Below are 23980 nucleotides of genomic sequence, written 5' to 3' on the forward strand. Positions count from 1 at the left end.
CGGAGCCGATCTCGCTTAGCGCCACAACGCTCGCCCCGGAGGAATCGCGGGCCGGTTGGCCACGAGGGATTGGGCCCACTTCAGGGCTTGTGCGCGGCATAATAGGCCTCGATCTTTGCCTGGATTTCGATGAGCGTGGCGGCCTCGTCGGGGAGCTTCGCCGCATCGACGAACTCCGCGTAGATTTCGGAGAAATCCATCACCGAGAGGTCAAGTTGCTGAAACTCGAAGATGGTGAAGCCATCGCAGACGGGCTTCTTGGGCGTCCCCCAGCTCTTGCCGAGCTGCGGGCGGCCCTGTTCCTGGAGGATCCGGCTGATCTTCGACTGGAAGCAGCAATAGACGTCGCGTTTGGAGAGGCATATCCCGAGGAAGCTTGACGAGCAGTAGGTGCCGATCTTGTGACAGAGCCCGGCATCGTCCTTCTGGTCGAGCAGGACCTCAGAGGGGCTGCACAGCAGCGGCACGAGAAGCGGCACGCCTTTGCCAGAACAGCAGTTGGCAAGGCCGAAGACCTTGTGCGCACAGCTTTCGGCCGTGCCTTTGAACAAGGTCAGCGTGGACTCGTCGAATTCGGAATTGGCCTGGCCGAGCGCGTTCAGCGCCACGACCGCATCCTTGAACTCGTCGGATGCTTCGCGGACGATCGGCTCGCAGTCGCCGTTCACGCAGTAGACGTCGCCGCCGCAGATGTATTGCGCGGGCGGCGTCGCGCTACCCGGGATCGGGCACTTGTAGACACGCTCGGCTACCTTGCACGAGCCATCGCCGCTTGGCGGATCGTCGAGGCAAGTCTCATGGTCGAAAGTGCAGCCGGGTGTCGCGTCGAGCTTGCCGCAGTCGTTGCCGCCGCCAATCACGGTTTGGCATTGATAGGTCTTGGTGCTCTCCCAGCAGGGCCGCGTTACCGGCACGCCGTCGATGAGCCGGGCCTCGCCAGGCGCAGTGCAGGTCTCGCTGGCGAGTGTGCAGGTGCCGAGATCGACCGAACAGGCATTGTCGTTCCAGGTTTCGGTGAACCACTTCGAAACCGAACTTTCGGGCACGATCCCGGCGACATTGGAACTGCAGGCATAGACCTCTTCGGGTGCCGCCGGCTCGGCGCAAGCGAGGTAGCCCCCGCCGCCGAAGGGATCGCCGACGAAGTCCCAGGTCTTGCACAGCTGCCGGTCGGTTAGGCCTGCGGCGCTGGCCGTCGTCCGGGTGCAGCTGGGCTCGGACGCGAGCGAGCCGCACTGCTGAAGCCCGGTCACATATTGCAGCGGGAAGCCAGTTACCGGATCGAAGGTCAGCGCGTCGGTGATCCCTTCGTTGTTGCACCGGTAGACGTTACTCACGACCTGGAAGGCATTGGTCGGCGGCGGCTTGGGCACCGTGCCCATGAGATAGACGTTGGGGTCGCTGACGGCCGCGTCGCAGTCGTAATAGTCGACAGTGAGATTGTACTGCGGCACCGGGTAGGTCCCGGTTTTCCGGCAGAGGCTGCTCCCCTCAAGCGAGGCGCAGCCAGCAAAGCCTGGGTTTGTGACGCAGATGTACTGGTAAAGCGTCTCGTTCCACGCCGCGACCGAGAGGCTGCGGGTGCAGGTCTTGGGCTGTTCGACCACCGTCGATCCGACGTTGCAGGTCCACTCAGCCATGTTCGTCCCGCCGGAGCCCGGTGGCAGCGGCACGCAGTTTCCCGTCGAGCCGTCAGCGCTCATTCCCTGCAGGTAAGCGTTGGGGTCCTCGGTGACTGTGGTGGCGCGCGAGAGGTCGCTGCGCTTCACATCAACGGTCGGCCTCTGGCCCGAATTGGCGGTGCGATAGGCGTCGCTATTGTAGCCTGCCGCCGCGCCATCGGCGACCATGTTGCCGGGATTGTCGTAATACTGGGTGAGCCCGGGATAGTTCGCCTGATAGCCCGGAATCTGACCGGCAGCGCCCGGCGCGTTGGTGATCCCCTGGTTGGCGCCCCGGACCGCCGATCCGAGATCGCGGGCCTGCGTCTTCGCTTCGTCCCAGGTCATGGTGGCAGGCGCGGAAGGAGGTGGGGGTGCTGGCGGGGGAACGCCGGGGTCGATTGCGGGCGGAAGCGCGGGTTGCGGCTCGATGAGGTCGTCGGGCGGCGGGATATAGATCTGCGCGTGTGTACCGGTTGGCGCGAGCAGCGCGATCGTGAAGAAGGAGGCGGCAAGAAGGGCCGCCGTTCGCCGACGATTGCGCAAGCCCCGCCCACCCATCTCACTGGCCCTTGGTCAGTTGGGCGAGCGCAATGCGCGCAACGCCGGCGCCTGGCCCCCGGCCGCCGGCGAAGGTCTCGAGCGCGTATTCGACCGTGACGTTTCCGGTGATGCGGTCATGATCGGGTGTCGCGCTCGTGCAGTCGAGCCCGTCGCAAAGTTCGTATTCGCGGCCTGCGGCAACGAAGGTCGGGGCGGCACTGACCTTGAAGGCGCGGAACAGGCGCGGGTCGATCGCCAAGTGAGCCTCCTGGCCCTCGCTGGTCACCACCCGCTTCAGACCTTCGGCGAACGCCTTGGTGCTACCGCCCGGAAAGCCGCGGAACACCACCACCCCGCCTGCCCTCGTAGTGTCGGCAATCAGCCGGGTGAGCGATGCCTCGGGCATCGACAGGCTGGCGAAGACGATGAACATCGGCCCCTCGCCCATCGGCGTCCTGGTATTGGCTGCCGCCCCGCTCAGGAGCTCATCGAAGTCGACTGCGCCGTCCGGCCCTTTGGGCAAGTCGGCAGGATTGATGTTGGCGACAGCCGTCATGCCTTGTTCGCGCAGTTGCTCGGCTTCGGCGCGGTGGGCTTCGCCCTTGCCCGCAACAGCATCGACCAGGGTCTGCGCATCGGCCGTGGCCTCGGTTCCGCGTGCCTTAATCGCCTTCAGATCGAGGCCACCGACATCTTGGGCGATGGTCTGGGCGAGAGCGGCCGAGACGGCGGTCAGGGCGAGGAAGCCAGCAAGTCCGAGGAGCCGGGATTTGTGCGGGAGCCGCGCGAAAGTCATGGGTGTCCTCACAGCATGCAGCAGTTGCGCTTGCGCCAGACGAGGTAGCCAAAGTCCTCACCCTTGACGGGGTAGCCCTTGCCAGTCTGGGGAATGATGGTGGTCGCGCCGACCGGCGCGCAGGCATATCGGCCCTTCACCATCGAGATCGGGTTGGTCATCTGCAGCCGGTATTGCTGCTTGCGCATCACCGGCATCAGGTACTTGTGGCACAGGGCCTTCGAACCCATCGTGCCCCAGGCCAGCGCCTCGCGGTGCATCTTGTAGAGCATGCGTTCGGCGACGAGCCGTGAGGCCTGGATCGGGGTGACATGCGCCGAGACGTGGCCGTTCAAGGGATACATCCCGCCGTTGCAGCCCGCGCACCAGAACATCTGGTCGATCGGCAGCTTGGCAGTCGCCGCGACGCAGTCGGCCGCACAAGCCGCGGTGGCGATCGGATTGGCGAAGAGCGCGACCTCGGGATTGATGATCGAGGTCAGCGCCGAGTCCTGCCACAGCGGGTCGATCTCGGTCACATAGGCGACGTCGAAAGTGGTCTGCTCGAAACAGAGGAAATCGGTCAGGATCTCCATCCAGTAGAGCAGCGGATAGACGTAGTAATGTGACTGCCACTGCGACGAGTTCTGCGTTTTGCCGCCGATCTGGCTGCGCCCCTGAACGTGGCCGTGCCCGATGTCGAAACCGGGATTGAGCCGAATCCCGCCGAGATTGGGGAAGCACCACGCCTTGTTGGTGACATCGACGAGGCGCACCGGCTCCCAGAAGCCCACCGAAATGCCGATGCGCGGGATTGGCGAGCCGCAGGCGCACAAGGGGAACGAGGGGTTCTTGGGGTCGGGCCGCGAGCCCTTCCAGATCGAAAGCCCGCCAATCGAGAGCGGAAACAGGCACGACCAGCAGACATCGGTGATCGGGTTGATGAACTTGCCGTGGCACGAGACTGTATCGGCCCGGGCGGGCGCGGCTGCGACACCGGCGAGCGCCAGCATGGCGAGAAGAACAGCCATCAATCTTGAAGCCCGTTTCATGACTGGCTCTCCCCGCGACAAACCTCGTCGGCGAGGCTCTTGGACCGGAAGTAGAACAGTCCGTGGACCGGGGCGGCGAGCACGAGCAGCAGCGCGGGCACCGCGCCCCACTCACCCAGCAGCGCCTTCGAAAGGGGCAGCAGCAGGACAGCGAGCGCCAACCCCCAGCACAAGCCCGTCCACCATCGCCGCATGTGGCGCAGGCGCGAGGTTTCGGGGGCAGCCATCGGGGTCTTGAGGAAGGTGATCATCGGATGGGTCATGAGATCTTTCCTCCGCCCGCGGGCGCGGCCGGCGCCGGCGGCAGCGGGAACTCGCTGATCTTGAGGCTCGCGCCCGCGGATGAGACGACCGCCGGGGTATGGCGAATGCCGAACTTGCCCGTGAGCGTCCCGCCTTGATCGAAGTAGAACCGGCGCTGCCAGGGCTTCATCGCGTCGAAAGGCGAGCCCGAGACAAAGATGATCTTGGCCCGGGCGTCGCTCCAGGTCTTGACCGCCCAGGCGAGCTCCGCCGCGTTGTCGCCGTCGATAAAGACCAGCGCCTGTCGCAGTTGCACCATGTCGAGCGGATTGACCCGCGTGCCACGCGCCGCGATCAGGTTGCCCTTGGCGTCGACGATATCGTCCTCGGTGACGATCGAGGGATCGAACAGCCACTCGCGCTTCACGCTCGCCGGGGTCATGCCATCGACCCGCTTGGGCCGCCGGACGCTCGCCACGGCCTGTTCCTGCATCTCGCGCTGCAGCCGCTCGATCCCGCCGTTCGCCTCGAGGGTCCTGAGCTTGGTCTCGATTGTCGTGAGCAGATCGGCCTCGATGATCGGGAAAGTCTGGCCCATCTGGCCATAGTCAGCGGCCCTGACTGCCGAGATCAGCGGCCAGCCTATCAGCAGAGCGGCGCCTCCTGCGGCGGACAAGGCAGCGATCCGGCTCACAGCAGCGAGTCCCCGGTGCCGATGATGCGTGCCGAACAGACGAAGCCGATGTCGGCATAGCGGCTATCAAGCCCGTCCTTGTGCTCGGTGCCTACATAGTAGCAGTGCTCGGGTATGCGGCCTGTTGGGCCCGGTTCCAGCGGCTCGCCGCGCGAACTGACCGGCTTCAACCGCGAGACTTCGGCGCCGTTGATCCGCACCACGCTGCCCTCGCGGGTCACCATGTCTCCTGGCATCCCGTAGACACGCTTGGCAAAAGGTGGAGAGACCTTCCCGAAATGCGCGGTGATGAGGCGTGTCTGAGGCGGTGCAAACACCACGAAGTCCCCGCGCGCCGGGCGGCGGTGCTTGTCGATCCAGAAGGCCCAATTGGGGAGCGACCTCGTCGTGTTGATGAGAATTGCATGGTTGTCGCGCCAGCTCGCCAGCGAGGAGCTGGCTGCAAGCGTCGCCGCAAGCGCGCCGATAACCAGCCAGCGGCGGGTGTGCGAGGATCGCGGGGGCAGAGGCTCAGTTGACGGCAGCACTGGCCTGTCCTCCATAGGCGGCGCCCGGCATCGGGGCCGGGGCGGCTCCCTGCGGGGCGCCCTGCCCGTTCATCGCCGCACGCATGGCGCCCATGACGTCACCGGCAGAAGCATTCGCCGGCTGCGGCATCTTGACCTTTGCATAGACTTCGCGGCGGACCTCGGCGGTGATGTCGGGGACATTGCCGGCGAGCACCGCCTCGCCCACCAGCACGATCTGGCCCGTCGCGCCGCGGCGCTCGAGGTTCTTCTGGACCTCGCCCATGAACGCCCGCGTCTCGGTAGTGACCTGCTCGGGCGGCGTCGCCGAGCGGGCCTGGGCCTGGACATATTCGCCCACGATGCCCGAAAGCTGGACCTTGGCGATGGTAGGTGTGTCTCCAGCCCCCAGCACGGTCTTGGTGACCCAGGCGCCCCACAGCCCTGCGGCAACCAGCGTGCCGACAAGCGCGACGGGAATAAGTCCGATGCGGGCCCGGGGTGTGGGCCGGCCTGTACTCACTTCGGCCTCGAACAGCGGACCCGCGGTCGTGCTGGCTGCATGACTTGAGGGCGTTTGGGGGCTTCTAGCCATGGGTGATCTCCCTGGAATTTGAGGTGGCCGCACCGCCCGACTGCGTGAGCGAGTGGCGGCGAAAGAAGCCGACTGCGACGAAAAGTCCGGCGCTGGTCAGCCAGAAGAAGCGAACGAAGTGGTCCTGGCGCTCGGCGCTCGCGGCGACATAGCGCGAGGCGAAGTTGTCGATTTGGAGTATGGTCCCGCCAAAGCTGAAATTGCCCAGCGCGGCGAAGAACAGGAGCCATAGCGCGGCGACGCAGCCCAGCGTGACCACGAGCCATCCTGCGAGACGCAGGCCGTGGTAGCAGGCATCGGCAAGGCGCCAGGACTGGCGGGCAGAGGCGTGAGGCGTGATCATTCGGCCGCCTCCGCCAGTTCACCTTCCATGAAATCGGGGGCACCGGGCTCAGGCGGTACGAAGTCCGGGAAGGCGACCCGCTCGATCGCATCGGGGAGCGGCAGGCCGGCGCGCACCTTTTCCTCGATCTCCGAGAAGACCCGCGGGCTCGAGGAATAGAGCGTTGCCGAATAGGGATCGAGCACCAGTCGTCCGACCGCGAGGGTCTCCGGGCCCTTGATCAGAACGTCGGAATATTCGGTGCCGTTGCGTTTTAGTGAGCGCAGCAGGCTTTCGGTATAGTGGTCCATCTCGAAGCGCTGATGCTTGGCAAGATCATTGATCGTCTCCTCCTTCTGCTGGAGGACGATCGACCAGTCCGAGTTCTCAAGCGCGGCGAGCGAGCCTTCGGACTTGTAAAAGTCATTGAGAGACTGGGTAGCGGTGATCAGCGAGCCGCCATACTTGCGGCAAGTGCGGGCATAGGTCTCGATTGCCTGGCCCATCTGTCCGCCGCCCAGAAGCTGCCAGGCCTCGTCGATCATCGTGAGCTTGGGCACCGAACGGTCGAGATCGCGCATGACGCGCAGCGTCAGGAACATGAGTGCGGTGAGCGCCACTGAACGCAGTTCCGGTTTCGATGAGAGATCGGAGAGCTCGAACACGGTGAGCCCGGCGGACAGGTCGATCGAGCATGCGCCTTCGAAGAACCGGCCATAGGTGCCGCCGGTGAGGAACGGCGACATGGCGTCGGCGAGATCCCCGGCATAGGGCGAAGGCAGTGCGCGGAGTGCAGCCGCGACATCGTCGATCGTCCCGGCGCGCTGCTTCTCGCGCCAGACCTTGCTCACCGCGGAATCGATGAGGCCGCGCTCGGTGTCGGACAGCCGGTCCTGCTGGCGCGCCATCTGGCCGACGATCGATTTCAGCATGGCGAGGCATTCGACCTCGTAATCTTCGCCATCCTCGTCGCTCGACAGCGCTTCGCCGTCGATCATGTCGAAGGGATTGAGCGAGAAGCCCGACGACAGTTTGAACTCAACGAAGGCGCCGCCAAAGGCTTTGGCCATGTGCTCGAACGAACGGCCATCGTCGATCACAATGACCTTGGCCCCTGCCCCCGACATTGCCGCGCAGACGTCCTGCAGGAAGACCGACTTGCCCGAACCCGACTTGCCGAAGACCGCGACGTTGTGGTTGCCGGCGGCATTCTGGAACGGCGACCAGAAAAACGGTTGCCCGCGCCTGCCAATGAGCAGGACATGCGGGATGTGACCGCCGGTATGCTCGCCCTGAAGCGGCGCGATCGATGCCGCGGTCGTCGTAAGCATGGTCTTGAAGCGCTTCATGCGCTTGAGGTCGGCCGAGAGACCATTGGGCAGTGACAGCGGCATCGCCGCGAGGAGCCCCATCACCTGGAGGTAGCGCTCGTCGATGAGATCCCATCCGCAGGCCTTGTAGACCGACTTTACCATGCGCTCGTTGATGTCGCCCTTGCCGAGCGGCGAGAGCGCGCCGACGCCGTAATAGACCTGCGCGAGTTTGCGGCCCTGGCGGATCTGTCCTTGCACGTATTGCCATTCGTCGCGCTGTTCAGAGAGTTGTGGCAGGAACCGCGCGGAGCGGCTGTCGGCGAGGCTGGTGGTGCGCATGACCTTGAGCCCGGCGCGCGAGGCGACCGCGTCCTCGTCCTGATAGACAAGTCCGAGCACAGTCATGACATTGCAGCCGAAGCGCAGCTTGTCGTTGATGACGTCGCCGATGATCTTCTGGACGTCCCACGGCGCCCACTGCTTGGGCAGGTTGCGCACCGAGAAGAAGCGCCAATCGAACTTGTCGGGCACGACCTCGCCGATGACCGGCGCGCCGTCCTCGCGCTCGCCTGTGGGGCGAAAGCGCTCGGTGTGGAGCACGATCCGGTCGGGGGTGACGTGCGTTTCCAGATCGCGCCGCACGCATTGGACGTTGATCGGATCGAGCTCGGAATAGTGCTCGGGCTTGTCGGCGTTATCGACCGCCGGGCAGAGAAAATCGTCGAGAAAGGCGATCAGTTCAACAGGTGTCATGTCGCGCGCGGGGATCGAGAGAGCCTGCAGCGTGCCGCGCAGGCTCTCGCGCACCGACACGAGTGTGTCGGCGCCGATCGGACCGCTGAGCCGGGCACCGATCGAGAGAATTACGCGGGTATTGCGCAGGTAAAACGGCGCATCACGCGAGATCGACATCCAGGCTGCCCGGCGCAGCCAGCGCGCGCGGTGCATCGCGGCGCGGCCGTAGACGCCCTTGGCGACAACGCGCGGCATCACCCAGTCGGCAATGCGCTCACCGACCGAGGGGCTTTGCCAATGGATCAGCTGGATCTCGCAGCCTGATGGCACGGCGTCAGAGAGGAACTGGGTGAGAAGTTCGCCGCTGCGTTCGTCGGCCCCCATCATCGGGGCCAGCTCGAGAATGAACCCGATCGAGTCCGTGTTGATGAACATGCCGTGCTTCTTGTCGAAGCTGCGATAGGGCAACCAGTTCGAGAGCATCGGAGCGCCCAGCACCGGGCGTGTTGCCTCGGGATGCGCGCTTTCGCCGAACAGCATGTCGAGGAACCGATCCCAGAAGCCGCGCGAGGTCATTGCCCCTACTCCTCGACCTTGGCGGGAAAGGCCGCCGGTGCATTGGCCGGCGATGTTTTGTCCGCGGCGGCCGATGGCGCTGCGGCAGGCGGGGCAATCGCTCCACTGCGGGCAGGATCCGTGAGCTTTGCTGCCGATGGGAGCGGCGCTTTCGCGGTTTGGGCGAGGCGCGCCTGGACTTCGGCGCGGATGGCATCGATGGCATTGCCGGACCCCCGCGCAGCGGCCTTGGCGCGCGCTGCCGCGACCGCTTCAGGCGTTGGCAGGGATGCCAACGCGGCGTCGGCCGGTGCGGCGATCGGAGCGTCACGGCCATCGATGAGCTGAGCAGGAACCCCGGGTGCGGGCGCTAACGCCGCGCTGGCGAGGCTGACCGCCCTGCCCTCGACTTGCTCCCCAAGGTTGGGCTCGCCCGATGACAGCTGCATCCAGGCGCCATCGTCGACCACCGCGTGAACGATCCGCGGCTCATGGAGATTGCCGCCGCCATCGACGAAGGACGGGAACACGACCTTCAACACCCGGCGCTCGCGATGTATCATGCCATTACCGGAAGCAGCGAGCCTGCCCGAACCGGAGGGGGTGTAGGCAGCTGTGACAGGCCTGGCCGCCGCCGATTGACGAATATACGGCCCCGCTGGCGAATGTCCGGACGTCATGGGCCGGGCATTCTGGATCACCGACAGCGCTTGATCGTCTATCAAAGTCGAAGGTGCGCAGGTCCCGCCCGGCGCGCTGCAGGCGAAGCTTCCCTTGATGTTGCCGCCGAACAGCGAAGTGCAGGCTGCAAGCTGGGTCGCGGCAAGCCCGACCGCGGCAAAGCCCGCCGCCCGGCCCAGACCGCTTGGCGCGCGATGCTCAGCGAGCATGCCAAGGCGCACGGCAAGCCGCCAGAATGCGAGACCGGATCCGAGCGAGATCGTCTCGGCGCCAAGGCTTACATGGCCGCCCGAACGGGCCCAGGCGCAATGGCGCAGCTTTGTCAATTCGAAGGGCGTGAGGTCCCGACCGATTGGCGGCCCGAAGGCGAGCACGAGATCCTGCCACAGCCGGATTGCCTCGCCGCGTTTCAACTCAACGCGCGGCAACGAGATTGCCCCGCGCGAGCGCCGCGCGACCGCGCGCACCAAGCTCGCTTGGCTCTTCGGGTCAAGCGCGGTCACGACTTGGCGCCCTTCAGCCATTGTTCGAGCACCTCACGCGGTCGGAACCCTTCGATCACCGCGCCGTCCGAACGGACGATCACCGGGGTTCCGGCCAAGCCCTGCTCGCGGGCGAAGCGCTCGTTGGCATCGAGCGGCGAGGTGTCGCAGGCGCGCGTGTCGGTGATCGGCGTGCCGGCATAGGCGGCCTTGACGGCTTTGCGCCGATCGCGCGCGCAGAACACCTGGTTGGCAAGATCGCGGCTGCCGAGCACCGAGATCGGCCGCTCGATCACGCGCACATTCATGCTTTCAAGCACGCCCGACAGCGCCCGGCAGTAGCCGCAGCGAAAATCGCTGAACACAGTGACGGACGGCCCCGAGCTTGCTCCCCAGACAATGCCGCCCGCCTCGGGCAGTGCGGCGAGCGACATCATCCGGGGGGCTCCGCTCGCCGTCGGCGTGCTGACGCCGCGGCGGGGGGTCTCGACTTCCTGTGCTTCCTGCTTGCTTCCCGCCGCACCGCCAACGAGGAGATCGGGATTGACCTCGAGCAGCCGGACCGCGGTCAGGTCCTGACGGGTCTGCATGTCGTAAACGCGCCCGATGAGCAGGTAACGCGCGGTCCTGTCGACATAGAACAGCTGCGATCCGGCGGTCACTTCGCAGACCCCGTCAACCAGCTGGCAATTGACCCGGCTCACCTGGGTGCGCGGCAGGCGCTGCTTGAGAAGCGCCGTGACCGCCTGGTCGGCCTCGGACGGCGCGTGAGCGCTATTTGGCGCGGCGTCCCCGGCGCCCGCAGCATTGGCATTTGCCCAGACCAGCGATCCGCCGCTGCCGAGCACGATTGCGGCCAGCGGCATCAGGGCTTGGCGAAGGCTAGGCCTGCAAAATTTAAGTGGTTTCAGCTTCATTGCACCCTCCTCATCCGTTGATGAACACGCCTTCGAGAAACACGATTTCGACATCGATCCCGGTCGGCATTTCGATCACGGGCTGGTACTGCTCGGCCCGCTCGATCAGATATTTGCTGACCATGTCGCCCGAGGTGGCGATGCCTTCGCCGAGGCCGCCTTCGAGAATGTCGCCGGTGCCAAGCTTCTGGCGCTGGCCGTTCACGCTGACGTTGGTGCCGGTGAGCGTCGAATTTGTGTTGGCTGAAAAGCCGCGGCCAAACCCGCCCGCGAGCCCGGCGAGGAAGGCCTGGCCGATCAGCGAGCCCTCGCGGCTCACCACCCTGCCCCTGACCCCGGTTTTGCCGCCAAAGGCGATGAAACCCTTCACGTCGGAGACCGCGTAGCGCCCATTCGGCTGCGGGCAGGTCATCCGCTGCAGCTTGACGTAGACCTTCTCGCTCGAGAGGTCGCCGCGCGCCGCGCCGTTGACCAGACAGCCCGCGATATTGGTCGTGAGCAGCCGCCCGTTGTCATAGACCGATCGCGCGGGGCCAGTGATGCGCAGCACGACCGGCAAAGGATCGGTCTGGCTCTGGACACCGGCAGCGGCGTCGACCCCGACGATGACCTTGGCGACCGCGATCGAATTGGGCGGCAGGTAATTGGCGCTGTCGGTGAATACGGTGTTCCCCTTGGGCACTGGACTTCCCGTCCCGCTGGTGCCTTCGCCAAACGAGACCAGGCTCACCTCACTGCCGCGGCCTCCTGTCATGCCAGCTGCTGCCAAGGCCGCCTGACCGGCAGGCGTGCCTGGCGCGCTCTGGTAGCTCGGCGGGCTGGTCCGCCCATAAAGGGCATTGGGACCGGCCGAAGTCGCGCCTGGTCCGACAACAGGCTGGCCCATGATCGGCGACTGGCGCGCGGCGGCGAGCGCAGCCTTCAACTGCTCGTTTTCGTTCTGGTAGGCCGACAGCACCCGTTCGGTATCGGGCGAAATCCCTGCTGGCCCGCTGCTGCCTCCGCCTCCGCTTTGGGCCTGACTCTGGGCCAGCTGTGCTTCCAACTGGTCGGCACGCTGCGCGCGGGCGGCGAGCGCGCGCATGTTGTTGTCCATCGACATCATTTGGGCCTCGGACTGGGCGCGCCATTCCTTCTCGGCCATGTTCTTGTTGACCATCTCGTCGACCGAGACGTCGGCGACCTGACGCTTGACGTTGCCGTCACCGCTCTTGTTTTCGCCTGCGAAGATCCACGACGAACCGATGATCAGCGCGGCGAGCCCGCCGGCACCAAGCAGCAGCATCTGCTTCTTCTTGACCGCCTCGTTGGCGATGATCGCATCGCCAAGCGGCGACGCATCGCTGCTGTCTGGATCGGTTCCGTGGCCATCAGCCGAAGGACCATCGAGCGCCTTGGGACCTTTGCGGAACGGGTTCTTCCAGTCCATCACTGGCCTCCATTCGATTGGATGAGGTAGACGGCAGCCGACTTGCCAGGGGCGAGTTCGCTGACCGGGGTCATGAAGGCGACGCTGCCGCGGCCTGCGAGCAGGTTCTCATCGAGCGGCAAGGGACCCTTCCCGGTGTTGCGCACCTTGAGGATCAGGCCCTTGAGGTCCGCACCGCGGTATTCGCCGACTTGCTGGACCTCGAGTTTGCCGACTGCGACCGGCTCGAGCACGCTTTGCCGGATCTCGAACCCTTCGATGGTCTCGCTGCGATACATGGCCTGGGCGAGGCGTACTGCGGTGTCCTCGGGCGAGGAGCGCACTTCCCAATCCCGCGCGGCTTCGGCTTTGACTGCAGTGTTGGTGACGAACACCTGCTCTGCATCATTGCCCCGAACCTGGCAGAGGAACTTGTAGACGAAGCCCTTGCGGGTCGTGCCGAAGAACGAGAGGTTGGGCTTGGTGAAGCCATCGGGCACCGAGATGTATATGTCGCCGCGCACTGGTTCGTTGACGATCTTGAAGTCCTCGGCCGGGTTGCCGGTGGAGATCTTGGAGACCGAGGCGAACTGGTCGCCGGCAAGGCTGATGCGGGTCAGGTCCTTGGCCGAAGCGGTGCAGGCGACCGTGCCGTTGTCGGCCGCAGGGATGCTCTGATCCGCTAGCGCGGAGCTTGCCGTCAGGCAGAGCGCGCCAAGGCAGATGAGCGCCGCGCCCACCGGCCGCCCGGCAATCGCCAAGGGGCGTCCCGCCAGCACTGTCCCGGCGCCGATGGCGCCCCAAGCCAGAACGGCCATCACTCGTCTCCCCCATCGGTGCTGTTGTTGGCGCTGGCGCGTCCGATGACTTTGCCCGCTGCATCCTTGGTGATGCGCCCGAACCCGGCGAGCTTCAGGCTGACGCCCGAGTAGCTCCACACGTACCGGAAGGTCCGGGCTTCGGAGGTGACCTCCTTCGAGCCGACAACCGTGTGCAACACGCCATTCACCTCGCTGGTCAGCGCATCGGGATCGACGGAGAGGTTCTCGATCGTGAAGAACTGCGAGACATTCGAGCCGCTCTGCTCGTTGAAGATCTTCATCAGCTCGGCCTTCATTCGGCCGTGGGTCCTGGGATCGGTGATCTCGAGGATCGAATCCATCCAGTATTGCAGGTTCGAGGGCGAACGGTTGAGCGTCAGCAGCGCAGCATCGCGCGTGACCAGCTCGAGATAGTCCTTGTCGACGTGGCTTGATGACAGCGTCAGCGGCTTGGCGAGCACCGGCTGCAGCACGACCTCGCGGTCGCGGCGCGCGGCGGTCAGTGTCAGCACGACGCTCAAGGCAAACAGGCCGGTCGCTGTGATGGCCAGCAGGTTGCGTTGCTTCAGGAGCCGCTGCGCCTGGCCGTGTGAAATCGAGAGGTCCATGACTGTGCCGTCCTCAACCCGCCATCAGGCGTAGATGGGAGGGCGGCGTCGCTCTCAGCCCCATGAAGGCACCGGGCAGGTACCAGTAGGCTGAATGGATGATCCACGAGACGGCTCGTCCCGCCTTCAACTTGCGCAATCCCCACCAGGCCAGCACGCTTGAAATCAGACCGATGAAAATATGTTGAGACAGGATGCCCCACGCGAACGGGATGATCATTGCGAGAAACTCATCGAGTGTCCAAAACCCGATCAGCTCCGGATCATCGAGATGCGCGGGAACCGTGTAGTGATTCATGAGCGGCACCGCCCTCGGTGATGTCCGACCGGATGCACGGATGCTTTGTCCGGACGGAACGGGGTTGGAGGTCAGATCGTCGCGGTGACCGCAGCGGTGACGATGGGCACGCCGGTGCCGGCGCCGACGCCCACCCCGACGGGGATTGCGACCTGGCCAAGGCTGAAGCGGCCCGAGGCAAGCCCGACGATCCCGCCAGCCAGGCTGAGCACGGTGATGATCTTGCCGCCCGAACCTTCGAGGAAGCCGGTGAACGAGGTGAGCGCGGTGTTGAAAGTCGTGTCAGCGCCGGCCATTGCGACTTCGCTGCCGAGCAGGCTGGCGACCGCGGCGACCGCGGCTCCCTGGATGAGCGCGGCGCCCTTCCCTTTCATCGTGAGTTTCATGTTGGTCATGTCCTTTTCCAAACACCGTGATTGTCACGGCCTTCAGAATGAACAGATCAGCGCTGCCAGGAGCAATTAAGGGGCGGTTTAGACACGAAAACGAATCGGAAGATTTCCGAATGGCGAACTTTGGAGCGCCTATTATTTCCCCATGAGGGAAATGCGTTTGCTGTTAAGGGAACCCTGTTTCCCTTTTGGGGTGATGTTGTTTCCCCGCGCGGGAAACCCAATTGCCGGGACGGGAAATTGATAGTCCGACTCGAAGCCCCCGCCCCGGATTCGCCAAATTTACAATTTTGGATCATTGTGTCGGCCGACACATGCCCTGGATAACCCGTCAATGGCCGCAGGAACGCGCAACGTCCGTATATTCGTGAGCCAACAGTGCTTTGAACTGCTGGTGGATGCGATGGCTGCGTTTTCCAAGCAAACCCGCCGTTTTCAGACGATGCGGATGACCGTTCAGGCTGCCTGCGCAAGGCTAAAACCCCACGGGATTTCTAGGTTCGAGCTTGAAGAGTTCCTTGCCGAGTATCCCATCGAGGGCGATATCCGGATCCATCTTGAGGTCACACCTGAGTGGTCAGCTGATTACGATATGATGCGAGCCAAGATGAAGGATATCAGCGAAAAATCCGGTTCCGATAAGTCTCTCGTACCCTTCGTAGTATACCTCGCGGTAAGGCATAATCTTCTATAGGTAATTTCCGCAGGCGAATTGCGCGCTTCTTAAGACTCTTGACAGCTTATGCCATCCCATAGACGTTTTGCCGTGGGAGGAAGGGAGCATGCCTCACAGGAACTTGACGCCTGAGACGGTCTTCAAGCCAAGCAGCCCGCCGGGCAGTGAACCCGTCTTCGCTTTTGCCAGCCCCAACCCGGGAGGCTGTGAGCAGGATCAATACAAGCAGCTCATCAATGCTGAGCTTGCGCGCCAAGGCATACTTCCTGCGCACCTCGCCGATCGTATGTGTCTCTCGCGCCCCAAGCTCCACAAGATACTCAAGCAGACCAATCCTCTTACCGACGACCTGCGTGACCGCATTTTTGACGAACTTGGGATGGACCACGTTCGCGCCAAGATCAGCGTCGCCCTGCTTCACGATCCGCGGGCCTATGCGGAACAATCCGTCTTCCTGGCCACAGAGAGCCTGAAGAGCTTCTATCTCGAGGTGCTGACATGCCGCCGGGGCTCGATCGAGGTGGATCTGCGTCCGGCTGTAATCCACGAAGCCGCGCGGCGAGCATATGACTTGCTTCTCTCCCACCAGGAGCGGGTCATGCAGAACAGCCAGACCCTGCAAGCCTGACTGGGCACGCATGGGCCCCGAGAACATCGCAGCGTGGACTCAACTCTATGCCGCGGTTGGGCTGCTCGCTGCGATTTGCTCGGGGTGTGCGCTCCTCAAGACGATCTACGACATCCGTACGGGATTGATCACGCCGCCGACGGGGTCAGTGCTGCGCTGGTTGCTGTGGTTCCCGAAAGTTTGGCTGCATTTCCAGCTCAGCTACCTCTGCGGGTTTCCAAGCATTCTGGCCATCGCCATCCTGTATGCGCACTATATCGGGTTCGCCGCTTTCGTGCCCGCGTAGGTCATGAGGGATACCTCGCGGTAGCCTGAGGCTCGCACTGCGATGTTGGCCGCCATAGCCCGCGCGGCAACGGTCGAATTTGAGCTCCCAAGTTTAGTGAGGCGCACCCAGTTGGTTGTGATCGCCTGCACGTAATTACGGGTCTCCGGGATTGCAGGAATGTTGCCCAGCGCGAGTGAACGACGTTCTGGCCCAGCATTGTATGCAGCCAAGGCCAGATCGACGCGCCCAAAGCGATCAAGCTGCTGACGAAGGTAGCGTGCCCCCGCCCTCATATTGGCAAGCGCGTCCCAAGGGTTCCTTAGCTCAAGAATTCTCGCTGTTCCCGGCATGACCTGCATCATGCCCATCGCCCCTGCCCCACTCAGTGCCAAAGCCTTGTATCCTGACTCCTGGGCAATGACCGCGTCCAGAAGGCTCTCAGGAAGCCCGTTCTCGCAAGCTATCGCGGACATTGCTGCAAAATGGGCTACTCGGCGGCTCTCCACCTCAGGAGACAACCACCAGGTCGGGCGATACCCATTCTGCAGACACGATGACGAGGTGGAAGGCGCCAGGATCGCCGGATGTTTCGGTTCGAAAAGTCCTGACGGGTCGTTTCCGCCAATAGCGTGGGTTCTATCAACGCTTCGGCGCGCATCGGCCGGCTCAACCAACCCTTCAAAGTGGGTGGTTAACGCGACTCCGACGGCCCCCTGCTCATTTTTGGCGGTAGCGAAAAACGGAGAAAAATGGACAAGATCGACTTCTCTGGCCTTCGCGGCCGAGACGCAAATCATTGTGGCAGCGACGATCAAACTACGATTAGATGAAATCACGACACACCCTTTCTAGGCGGCGTGCGGATCTGATCGGGAATGCGCGTGGTCAGAAAATCAAAGATGGATAGCAGAGTCAATCTCTGCGTAACCCCATCAGACGAGCCAAGCAGGCGTCCCCAAATCACGATAGGAAAAACCACCCATTTGACCCACCACCCGCATAGCGGAACACAACCTCAGCCCGGGTCACTACTCAGCGCAACTCAACATTGTCGGGGGTTTGCTCGTGAGAAGATCATCTTCTCGATTCGGGAGGATTTAGTCAATTGCGTGCATCGAAGCCGCAGTTCACCTCGATTGGGGCGCAAGTAGCTTCGATAGAACGACTTTATGGCTTCGGGCAGGTTCTGATCCCCAGAAAGGTATAGGCAGGACAAAATCCTACGATGCCGGTCAACAGCGGCACGATGCCGATCCAGCCCCACGGTGTCTGCGGGCCCACGAACACGAGTGCGATCAGAACCAGTCCGACGATGACCCGCAGCAAACGGTCCAGGCTTCCTTCGTTACGCGGCATGACAAGCAGTCCTTTGCATTGATGAGGACATCAGGATTGCGCCCTTCCCGCGGTGACGTATGTGACTAAGTCACGCAGTTCATCAAATACTCGGATGGGAAAGCTGGACCAGTCGTTTTGGGTCCAGGACAGTGATGTGCCCGCGCGCAAGTTCCACCAGACCGTCGCGGGCAAAGCCGTTCAGTTGCCGACTGACTACTTCTCGAACTGACCCAATCTCCGTGGCCAGAGACTCCTGAGTCGCAGTGACCTGGCCTTCGTTGTCCATCATTCGCAAAAGCGCCCGTGCCATACGCGTCTCTATTGGCGACAAAGCAACGTCCTCGACCAAGCGTTCGAGATCCGCAAACCTGGAAGCGACAGCGGCGAACAGTTGCTGGCGGAAATTCGCATCCTGGACGACGAGACGCTGAAACTCCCCAACCGGGATAATCTCGATTTCGAGATCCGTCTCGGCCTTCCCTTCTGCTGAATAACTGGTGCCATTCACGAGGCAGCCGAACGTCTGAAGGCACACTTCGCCAGGCCCTACGCGGTAAAGGATGATCTCCCGTCCATTCTCAGCGGTCAGCATCACCTTGATGGTTCCACTGTGGACGACAACAAAACCCGAGCAGGCTTGTCCCGCGTGGAACAACATCGATCCATGTACGAACTTCATCATGGCACGATCCCTCGGCTGCGATTCAGTCGCTGACAATAGAGGCCGGGCTCTGGGGACAATGCAACCGCGTCGCGATCCCGAGCCGCACCGGGGTGAACCAGTCTGCCTATCCTTCGCCGTAAACGTCGCGGAGCGCGCGGTCTGCTTCATCAGCATAGCGGCGCTGGACATATTTCTCGGTCAAGATTCCGAGCACCGCGCCTGATGTGGAAACTACGGCAAGATCGTCCGCTTCACATTCTTCGAAGCGTCGCATGATTTCGCCAATGCCGTCCTCAGGACTGAGAAATGCGGTCTTGAGGATAGCCAGATCGCCCAACGGAGTTTCACCTGCAAGCGTGGGGGCAAATGCAACGGCCGTTGGCACCATACCAGCATAATGCCCGGCCTCATCGATCAGCAACACTCGGCTTGTCGAACCGAGTGGAAACTGCAGACGAAACTGATCGATTGCAAGCGTTGCCGGAGCTGATGGTGGTGCAGCGCGCATCATCCGCCTCGCGGTCCACGCCCGCATCCAACCAATATCACGGGCACTTCGGATAACTTCACCACGTAGATGGAGGCGCCATGTTGAGAACGAATAGCCAAAACGATCTCGCACGAGTGCGCTCGAGCAAAGTGCGGCAGTCAGAACCGTCGCGGTGATCTCGAAATCATGTGTGGCTTCGAGTACCAGCAGCGACATGGTCATGGGGCCGCCGACGATTGCTACGGCAAGAGCGGCCATGCCGACCAGAGCGGCGTCCGTGTAAGTGATCGGCATGACGCCGGGGATCATCATCCACAACGCCGCCAGAATCTGTCCGAGGAGCGCGCCAAGGAACAAGGACGCGAAGAACAGGCCACCGCGGAACCCGAAGCCCAACGATATGACTGATGCCAAAGTCTTCATGACAAAGATCAGCACAAGTGCACGCATTGCTAGTCCCGCGTCGATGGTCAGGTGAAGCGCCCCGTGCCCGGCTGACAGCGCCTGCGGGGTCACCCAGGCGATCGGCATGAGGAGCACGCCGCCAAGGGCTGGTCTCGACCATTCAGGAAGTGGCGAACGCCGGACCCAGGCTTCCACGCTTGAGACCAATCGCATGATCACGATCCCGACTACGGCAGCGACCAAGCCGAAGCCTGCATAGAGCAGATAGTCGGCGGTCGTGATCGCGCGGCTGCTGCTTGCCGCGATCAGATAGGGCGTCGCCCCCAGCGTTCGCGCGGTAATTACCGCAGATATCGTCGCTGCCGCGACCGGCGCAATGCTGGCCGGGGTGTAAGCACCGATCACGATCTCGAAAGCATAAAAGGCGCCTGCCAAGGGCGCTCCGAAGGCGGCCGCGATGGCTGCGCCGGCGCCAGCCCCTACCAGCACGCGAAGGTCCGCACGGCGTATCCGCAATGCCTGGCCAAGCCACGACGCGATGCCGCCGCAGGACTGCGCGTAAGCGGCCTCCAGTCCCACCGAAGCGCCGCAGCCGTTTGAGAGCAGCGTCTGAGCCGAGATCAACAAGGTGTCTCGCACCGGGATGCGCCCGCCGTGAAGCGCATTGGCTTCAACAACGTCGACGGCAGCCCGTCGCCGATGAATATAGAGTGCGCCAAGGCCCAGCAGCAGACCGCCAAGCGGCAATGCGAGCAGCCGAATTGGTGCAATCTCGGCGAGGCTGCTTAACCTTGACTGGCTGTCGAGGCCATAGGTCACGACCTGCAAGGCTCGGGCAAATTTGCCGAGCAACGAGGCGACAAGTCCCGCCGCAATTCCGACGCCAGTTGCAAGCAGGATGAAGCTGACTTCGCTGACCCGGAACAGGCGGCGAGCCAAGGCAATGGCGGCCGACGTTCGAAAACTGGGGGTCAAGGGCATTTTCAACATTATTCGTGGCATCGCTGACTGCGCTGATGGTTCAGGCTACGTTGAGTGTTCCTTGGCAACAGTGCACCGCCACCGGTCCATTCCATAGCCCAGGGTCTACTCATGAGTCTCGCGCAAGGCGCACAGCACGGTATCGCGTTTACATCCCTTGGGCTCGATCCGGTCCTGCTGCAACTGGGGCCGTTCGCCTTACGCTGGTACAGCATGGCGTACCTTGCCGGTATCGTCATTGGCTGGCTCTACCTCATTCGCCTGACCCGGGGCACAGATTCTCCTCTCGGACGCAATGATGTTGACGAACTCATCACATGGGCAACGGTCGGCATAATTGCCGGCGGACGACTGGCCTATGTCCTGTTTTACGAGCCTGCAGCCTATCTGGAGGATCCTCTCAGCATCTTCACTCTATGGCGCGGCGGGATGTCGTTTCATGGCGGTGCATTCGGGGTCGGCCTTGCAATTTTCCTCTTCTGCCGAAACCGCAAACTTATCTGGCTTCGGGTGCTCGACTATGTCGCGATGTGCGACCCGATTGGCCTCATGCTTGGCCGGATCGCGAATTTCATCAACGGTGAATTGTGGGGACGACCGACCAACCTTCCCTGGGGCATTATCTTTCCGGACGGCGGGCCGCTCCCGAGGCACCCAAGCCAGCTCTATGAGGCAGTTTTGGAAGGACCGCTACTTTTTCTGGCCTTGTGGGCGCTTTATCGCTTCAGCAGCGCAAAACAGCGACCGGGTGTGCTGACCGGGAGTTTCGTGTTTGGCTACGGCGTTTTGCGGTTCCTCGTCGAATTCATCCGCGAACCCGATCAGCAGTTGATCGCTTTTGCGCAGGTGACAGGCCTGCACATGGGCCAGTGGCTCTGTGTTCCGATGATTATCGGCGGCGGCGCACTCATAGCGCGTGGCTTCAATCGGCCTGAATTCAAGCCAATCCAACTGGCTCCCTGACCCGCACAAGGGGGGCTTGCGCGGGCCAGAGAAGGCAGAACCTCATTCGTCGAGGTCTTCATCAGGAGACATGCGGAACTCGTGCCACATGCCGTTGATGATGCCGAACGATACGGCGAGGCCAAGACCCAAAATCCACGAAAAATACCACATGAGATCTAGGCCTCCTCAATAGAAATCCGGGTTTGTCTGGACATCGCGCAGCGTGATGCGGCCAAACATCACCCGGAAGGCCCATGCTGTGTAGCCGAGCACGATGGGCAGGAAGATAATCGTCACAAGCAACATGATCCACAGCGTCAGATGGCTTGACGAAGCGTTCCACACTGTCAGGCTGGAGCCGGGATCGATCGAACTCGGCAGGATGAAGGGAAACATCGACAAGCCGACGGTCGCGATGATGCCGGTGGTGGCGAGCGACGATCCGGCAAAATTGATCACATGGCTGCGCTGGCGAATACCGAACCAGGCAATGATTGGCCCGAGCAGGCCAAGCGCTGGCGCCGCAACCATCCACGGATGTTTGCCGTAGTTGTCGAGCCAAGCGCCCGCAGCCGCAATCGTGGCAGAATAGTGTGGGTTGGATGGACCGGCACTATCAACGATGCCCTCAATGCGAAATCCGATTTTGCCGGTGGCGACAAGCACTCCGCCGAGGGCAAAGAGGATGACGCTCGCGAGGGCCGCGATGCCTCCGTAGCGCCGCGCCCTTGCAAGGGCAGGACCTTCCTCGATCTTGAGCGAAAGCCAGCCTGCTCCGTGGAGCGCCAGCATGGATACTGATAGCAGACCGGTCAGCAGAGCGAAGGGCGAGAAGAGGCCGAGCAGCGTGCCTTCATAGTGGCTACGCAGATCGCTATCGAGGCGGAAGGGCGCGCCTTGCAGGACATTGCCGACGGCTACCCCGAAGACCAGCGCCGGCACCAGCCCGCCGACGAACAAGGCCCAGTCCCAGCGCGCGCGCCATGCCGCGTCTGCATGCTTGGAGCGATACTTGAAGGCGACCGGCCGAAGAATCAGCGCCGCTAGCACCAGGAACATCGCCAGGTAGAAGCCCGAAAAGCTCACGGCGTAGACAAACGGCCAGGCAGCAAAGATCGCACCGCCGCCTAGAATGAACCACACCTGATGGCCTTCCCAGTGTGGCGCGACCGAATTGATGACGAGGCGGCGCTCATCATCGGTGCGGCCAACGAAGGGCAGGAGCGATGCGACGCCGAGGTCGTATCCGTCTGTGAGGGCGAAACCGATCAACAGAACGCCCATCAGCGCCCACCAGATCACCCGAAGCGTCTCGTAATCGAGAGGGATATGCATGTCCCAAGCCTCCTTTATTCTGCCGGGAGCGGTGCGAAGCCGCCATCACGGATGGTCGCCGACCGGGGTTTGAGATCATCATGGGCCTCAACCGGACCCTTTCGGATCGCAGCAATCATCAGCCGAACTTCGATGAATGCCAGAGTCGAATAGAGCGCAGTAAAGCCGATGATCGTGGCCCAGACCTGACCAATTGTGAGCGAAGATGCGCCAAGGAAGGTGGGTAGCACCCCGTCCACGGCCCAAGGCTGCCGCCCGATCTCGGCCAGCACCCAGCCAAACTCGATAGCGAGCCAGGGCAGCGGCATGATCGCTACCGCCACGCGCAGGAACCAGCGCCGCTCGAACTGGCAAACCGAAGCGCAGTAGAAGGCCAACGCGAAGAAGCCGATCAGGAAAAATCCAAGCCCTGCCATCAAACGAAACAGCCAGAACATCACCGGGACGTTCGGAATGGTGTCCTTTGCAGCGATGAGGATCTGGGCATCGCTTGCTTGACGGGGGTCTGCGATCTGCCGCTTGAGCAGCAGCGCATAACCAAGGTCAGACTTGTGCTGTTCAAACGTCTGGCGCGCAGCAAGATCATTGCGGTTGAGCTTGAGACGCTCGACGGCGTCATAGGCGATAATTCCGCTATGAATGCGTTCATCGGCTTTCAGGACCAATTCGTTGATACCGACAACCTGCCCGGAGAGACTCCGGGTCGAGATCAGCCCGAGAACATAGGGCACCTTGATTTCATACCGGGTCGTGTGAGTCGCAAGGTCGGGAATGCCGAAAAGCGAGAGACCCGCTGGCGCCGGTTCAGTCTCCCACATTGCCTCGATCGCAGCGAGCTTCATCTTCTGGTTGTCAGTCAAGGCATAACCAGACTCGTCGCCAAGCACGACGACGGAAAGCGAGGACGCCAGACCGAAGGCTGAGGCGACCATCATCGAACGCTTGGCGACGGCGACCCACTTGCCTTTGAGCAAGTACCAGGCCGAGACACCCATCACGAACACCGAGGCGCAGACATAGCCAGCGCTGACGGTGTGAACGAATTTTGCCTGCGCCACGGGATTGAAAAGCACCGAATAGAAGTCGGTGACTTCCATCCGCATCGTCTGCGGGTTGAAGCTGGAGCCGACCGGGTTCTGCATCCAGCCATTGGCGATCAGGATCCAGAGCGCGGAGAGATTGGTACCCAGGGCCACCATGAGGGTAACGGCCAGATGCCCGATCTTGGAGAGCCGGTCCCATCCAAAGAACATCAGACCGACGAATGTCGCTTCAAGGAAGAAGGCCATGAGGCCTTCGATCGCCAGTGGCGCACCAAAGATGTCACCTACATAGTGCGAATAATAGGACCAATTGGTCCCGAATTCGAATTCCATGGTAAGGCCGGTAGCAACGCCTAGTACAAAGTTGATCCCGAACAGCTTGCCCCAGAAACGGGTGACGCGGCGCCAGATCGGGCGGCCCGTCATCACGTAAATGCTCTCCATGATCACAAGAAGGAACGAGAGGCCCAGCGTCAGCGGCACGAAGAGGAAGTGATACATCGCGGTCAGCGCAAACTGGAACCGTGAGAGTTCGACTACAGCCATATCCATCGTGAAGCGTCCTTCGCTTGCTGCGCCGGATGGGGCTCGACTCGCGACACCCCT

The 23980-nt window shown here is 62.7% G+C and carries 27 protein-coding genes; 4 read left to right on the forward strand and 23 right to left on the reverse strand.

The genetic code is table 11. The annotated features are described in order from the left end of the window. Nucleotides 1-80 precede the first annotated feature (80 nt). From traN to HGI47_RS14870, 16 genes are all read right to left on the reverse strand, one after another. A complete protein-coding gene (gene traN, locus HGI47_RS14795) occupies nt 81-2207 on the reverse strand; it encodes a conjugal transfer protein TraN (protein WP_370521736.1) in 2127 nt (708 codons plus the stop codon). A gap of 16 nt (nt 2208-2223) precedes the next feature. Next, nucleotides 2224-3000, reverse strand: coding sequence for a type-F conjugative transfer system pilin assembly protein TrbC (gene trbC, locus HGI47_RS14800; protein ID WP_168853542.1), 777 nt, complete (start codon nt 2998-3000; stop codon nt 2224-2226). Nucleotides 3001-3008: 8 nt separating this feature from the next. After that, nucleotides 3009-4031, reverse strand: coding sequence for a conjugal transfer pilus assembly protein TraU (gene traU, locus HGI47_RS14805; RefSeq protein WP_168853543.1), 1023 nt, complete (start codon nt 4029-4031; stop codon nt 3009-3011). Further along, on the reverse strand, nt 4028-4294 hold the full coding sequence (locus HGI47_RS14810; RefSeq protein WP_168853544.1) for a hypothetical protein: 267 nt from the start codon (nt 4292-4294) through the stop codon (nt 4028-4030). Before HGI47_RS14810 ends, traU begins: the two co-directional genes overlap by 4 nt. Beyond that, nucleotides 4291-4968 carry a type-F conjugative transfer system protein TraW gene (traW, locus tag HGI47_RS14815; RefSeq protein WP_168853545.1) on the reverse strand — a complete coding sequence of 226 codons (678 nt, stop codon included), beginning with the start codon at nt 4966-4968 and terminating at the stop codon, nt 4291-4293. The genes HGI47_RS14810 and traW overlap by 4 nt, the downstream gene beginning before the upstream one ends. Next, nucleotides 4965-5510: a S26 family signal peptidase gene (locus tag HGI47_RS14820; protein WP_370521737.1), complete on the reverse strand. Its 546-nt coding sequence runs from the start codon at nt 5508-5510 to the stop codon at nt 4965-4967. The genes traW and HGI47_RS14820 overlap by 4 nt, the downstream gene beginning before the upstream one ends. After that, on the reverse strand, nt 5479-6069 hold the full coding sequence (locus tag HGI47_RS14825) for a type-F conjugative transfer system protein TrbI (protein ID WP_168853546.1): 591 nt from the start codon (nt 6067-6069) through the stop codon (nt 5479-5481). Before HGI47_RS14825 ends, HGI47_RS14820 begins: the two co-directional genes overlap by 32 nt. Then, nucleotides 6062-6412, reverse strand: coding sequence for a hypothetical protein (locus tag HGI47_RS14830; RefSeq protein ID WP_168853547.1), 351 nt, complete (start codon nt 6410-6412; stop codon nt 6062-6064). The genes HGI47_RS14825 and HGI47_RS14830 overlap by 8 nt, the downstream gene beginning before the upstream one ends. Beyond that, nucleotides 6409-9015 (reverse strand): type IV secretion system protein TraC, encoded by a 2607-nt coding sequence (traC, locus tag HGI47_RS14835; RefSeq protein ID WP_168853548.1) that lies wholly within the window; start codon nt 9013-9015, stop codon nt 6409-6411. The genes HGI47_RS14830 and traC overlap by 4 nt, the downstream gene beginning before the upstream one ends. Before the next feature lie 5 nt (nt 9016-9020). Further along, entirely contained in the window at nt 9021-10199 is a 1179-nt protein-coding gene (locus HGI47_RS14840) for a hypothetical protein (protein ID WP_168853549.1), read from the reverse strand. Then, on the reverse strand, nt 10175-11074 hold the full coding sequence (locus HGI47_RS14845) for a DsbC family protein (RefSeq protein ID WP_168853550.1): 900 nt from the start codon (nt 11072-11074) through the stop codon (nt 10175-10177). The genes HGI47_RS14840 and HGI47_RS14845 overlap by 25 nt, the downstream gene beginning before the upstream one ends. Before the next feature lie 10 nt (nt 11075-11084). Further along, complete coding sequence (locus tag HGI47_RS14850) at nt 11085-12503, reverse strand: TraB/VirB10 family protein (RefSeq protein WP_168853551.1); 1419 nt, start codon at nt 12501-12503, stop codon at nt 11085-11087. Next, entirely contained in the window at nt 12503-13300 is a 798-nt protein-coding gene (locus HGI47_RS14855; RefSeq protein ID WP_168853552.1) for a type-F conjugative transfer system secretin TraK, read from the reverse strand. Before HGI47_RS14855 ends, HGI47_RS14850 begins: the two co-directional genes overlap by 1 nt. Beyond that, nucleotides 13300-13911 carry a type IV conjugative transfer system protein TraE gene (locus tag HGI47_RS14860; RefSeq protein ID WP_168853553.1) on the reverse strand — a complete coding sequence of 204 codons (612 nt, stop codon included), beginning with the start codon at nt 13909-13911 and terminating at the stop codon, nt 13300-13302. Before HGI47_RS14860 ends, HGI47_RS14855 begins: the two co-directional genes overlap by 1 nt. Before the next feature lie 13 nt (nt 13912-13924). Then, nucleotides 13925-14209, reverse strand: a complete 285-nt coding sequence (traL, locus tag HGI47_RS14865) for a type IV conjugative transfer system protein TraL (RefSeq protein ID WP_006949490.1) — start codon at nt 14207-14209, stop codon at nt 13925-13927. 71 nt (nt 14210-14280) lie between these two features. Further along, complete coding sequence (locus tag HGI47_RS14870; RefSeq protein ID WP_026149846.1) at nt 14281-14595, reverse strand: hypothetical protein; 315 nt, start codon at nt 14593-14595, stop codon at nt 14281-14283. Nucleotides 14596-14935: 340 nt separating this feature from the next. Here HGI47_RS14870 and HGI47_RS14875 point away from each other — a divergent pair, with 340 nt between their 5' ends. From HGI47_RS14875 to HGI47_RS14885, 3 genes are all read left to right on the forward strand, one after another. Next, nucleotides 14936-15295: a hypothetical protein gene (locus tag HGI47_RS14875; protein ID WP_168853554.1), complete on the forward strand. Its 360-nt coding sequence runs from the start codon at nt 14936-14938 to the stop codon at nt 15293-15295. 103 nt (nt 15296-15398) lie between these two features. After that, complete coding sequence (locus HGI47_RS14880) at nt 15399-15905, forward strand: hypothetical protein (protein ID WP_240950206.1); 507 nt, start codon at nt 15399-15401, stop codon at nt 15903-15905. 10 nt (nt 15906-15915) lie between these two features. Beyond that, the gene (locus HGI47_RS14885; RefSeq protein ID WP_168853556.1) at nt 15916-16191 is read left to right on the forward strand and encodes a hypothetical protein; all 276 of its coding nucleotides are present in this window, start codon (nt 15916-15918) and stop codon (nt 16189-16191) included. Here HGI47_RS14885 and HGI47_RS14890 read toward each other — a convergent pair. From HGI47_RS14890 to HGI47_RS14905, 4 genes are all read right to left on the reverse strand, one after another. Beyond that, a complete protein-coding gene (locus tag HGI47_RS14890) occupies nt 16158-16988 on the reverse strand; it encodes a lytic transglycosylase domain-containing protein (protein WP_240950207.1) in 831 nt (276 codons plus the stop codon). The two genes, HGI47_RS14885 and HGI47_RS14890, sit on opposite strands and share 34 nt — an antisense overlap. A 352-nt stretch (nt 16989-17340) precedes the next feature. Then, a complete protein-coding gene (locus tag HGI47_RS14895) occupies nt 17341-17529 on the reverse strand; it encodes a DUF2892 domain-containing protein (RefSeq protein WP_168853557.1) in 189 nt (62 codons plus the stop codon). Between the two features lie 82 nt (nt 17530-17611). Next, on the reverse strand, nt 17612-18193 hold the full coding sequence (locus tag HGI47_RS14900) for a Crp/Fnr family transcriptional regulator (RefSeq protein ID WP_168853558.1): 582 nt from the start codon (nt 18191-18193) through the stop codon (nt 17612-17614). Nucleotides 18194-18299: 106 nt separating this feature from the next. After that, on the reverse strand, nt 18300-20060 hold the full coding sequence (locus HGI47_RS14905; protein WP_370521738.1) for a chloride channel protein: 1761 nt from the start codon (nt 20058-20060) through the stop codon (nt 18300-18302). 102 nt (nt 20061-20162) lie between these two features. On the opposite strand from HGI47_RS14905, the gene lgt reads away from it, so the two are divergent. Beyond that, nucleotides 20163-21014: a prolipoprotein diacylglyceryl transferase gene (gene lgt, locus HGI47_RS14910; protein WP_168853560.1), complete on the forward strand. Its 852-nt coding sequence runs from the start codon at nt 20163-20165 to the stop codon at nt 21012-21014. A gap of 42 nt (nt 21015-21056) precedes the next feature. Here the strand turns inward: lgt and cydX are convergent, their stop codons facing one another. Genes cydX through HGI47_RS14925 form a run of 3 tightly spaced genes read right to left on the reverse strand, consistent with a single transcriptional unit; the run spans nt 21057 to nt 23926 of the window. Next, a complete protein-coding gene (gene cydX, locus HGI47_RS14915) occupies nt 21057-21167 on the reverse strand; it encodes a cytochrome bd-I oxidase subunit CydX (protein WP_168853561.1) in 111 nt (36 codons plus the stop codon). A 15-nt stretch (nt 21168-21182) separates the two neighbouring features. Next, on the reverse strand, nt 21183-22331 hold the full coding sequence (cydB, locus tag HGI47_RS14920; protein ID WP_168853562.1) for a cytochrome d ubiquinol oxidase subunit II: 1149 nt from the start codon (nt 22329-22331) through the stop codon (nt 21183-21185). A 14-nt stretch (nt 22332-22345) separates the two neighbouring features. Next, a complete protein-coding gene (locus HGI47_RS14925) occupies nt 22346-23926 on the reverse strand; it encodes a cytochrome ubiquinol oxidase subunit I (protein ID WP_168853563.1) in 1581 nt (526 codons plus the stop codon). Nucleotides 23927-23980: the final 54 nt, after the last annotated feature.

Source organism: Novosphingobium sp. ERN07 (genome assembly GCF_012641335.1).
Taxonomy (GTDB): domain Bacteria; phylum Pseudomonadota; class Alphaproteobacteria; order Sphingomonadales; family Sphingomonadaceae; genus Novosphingobium.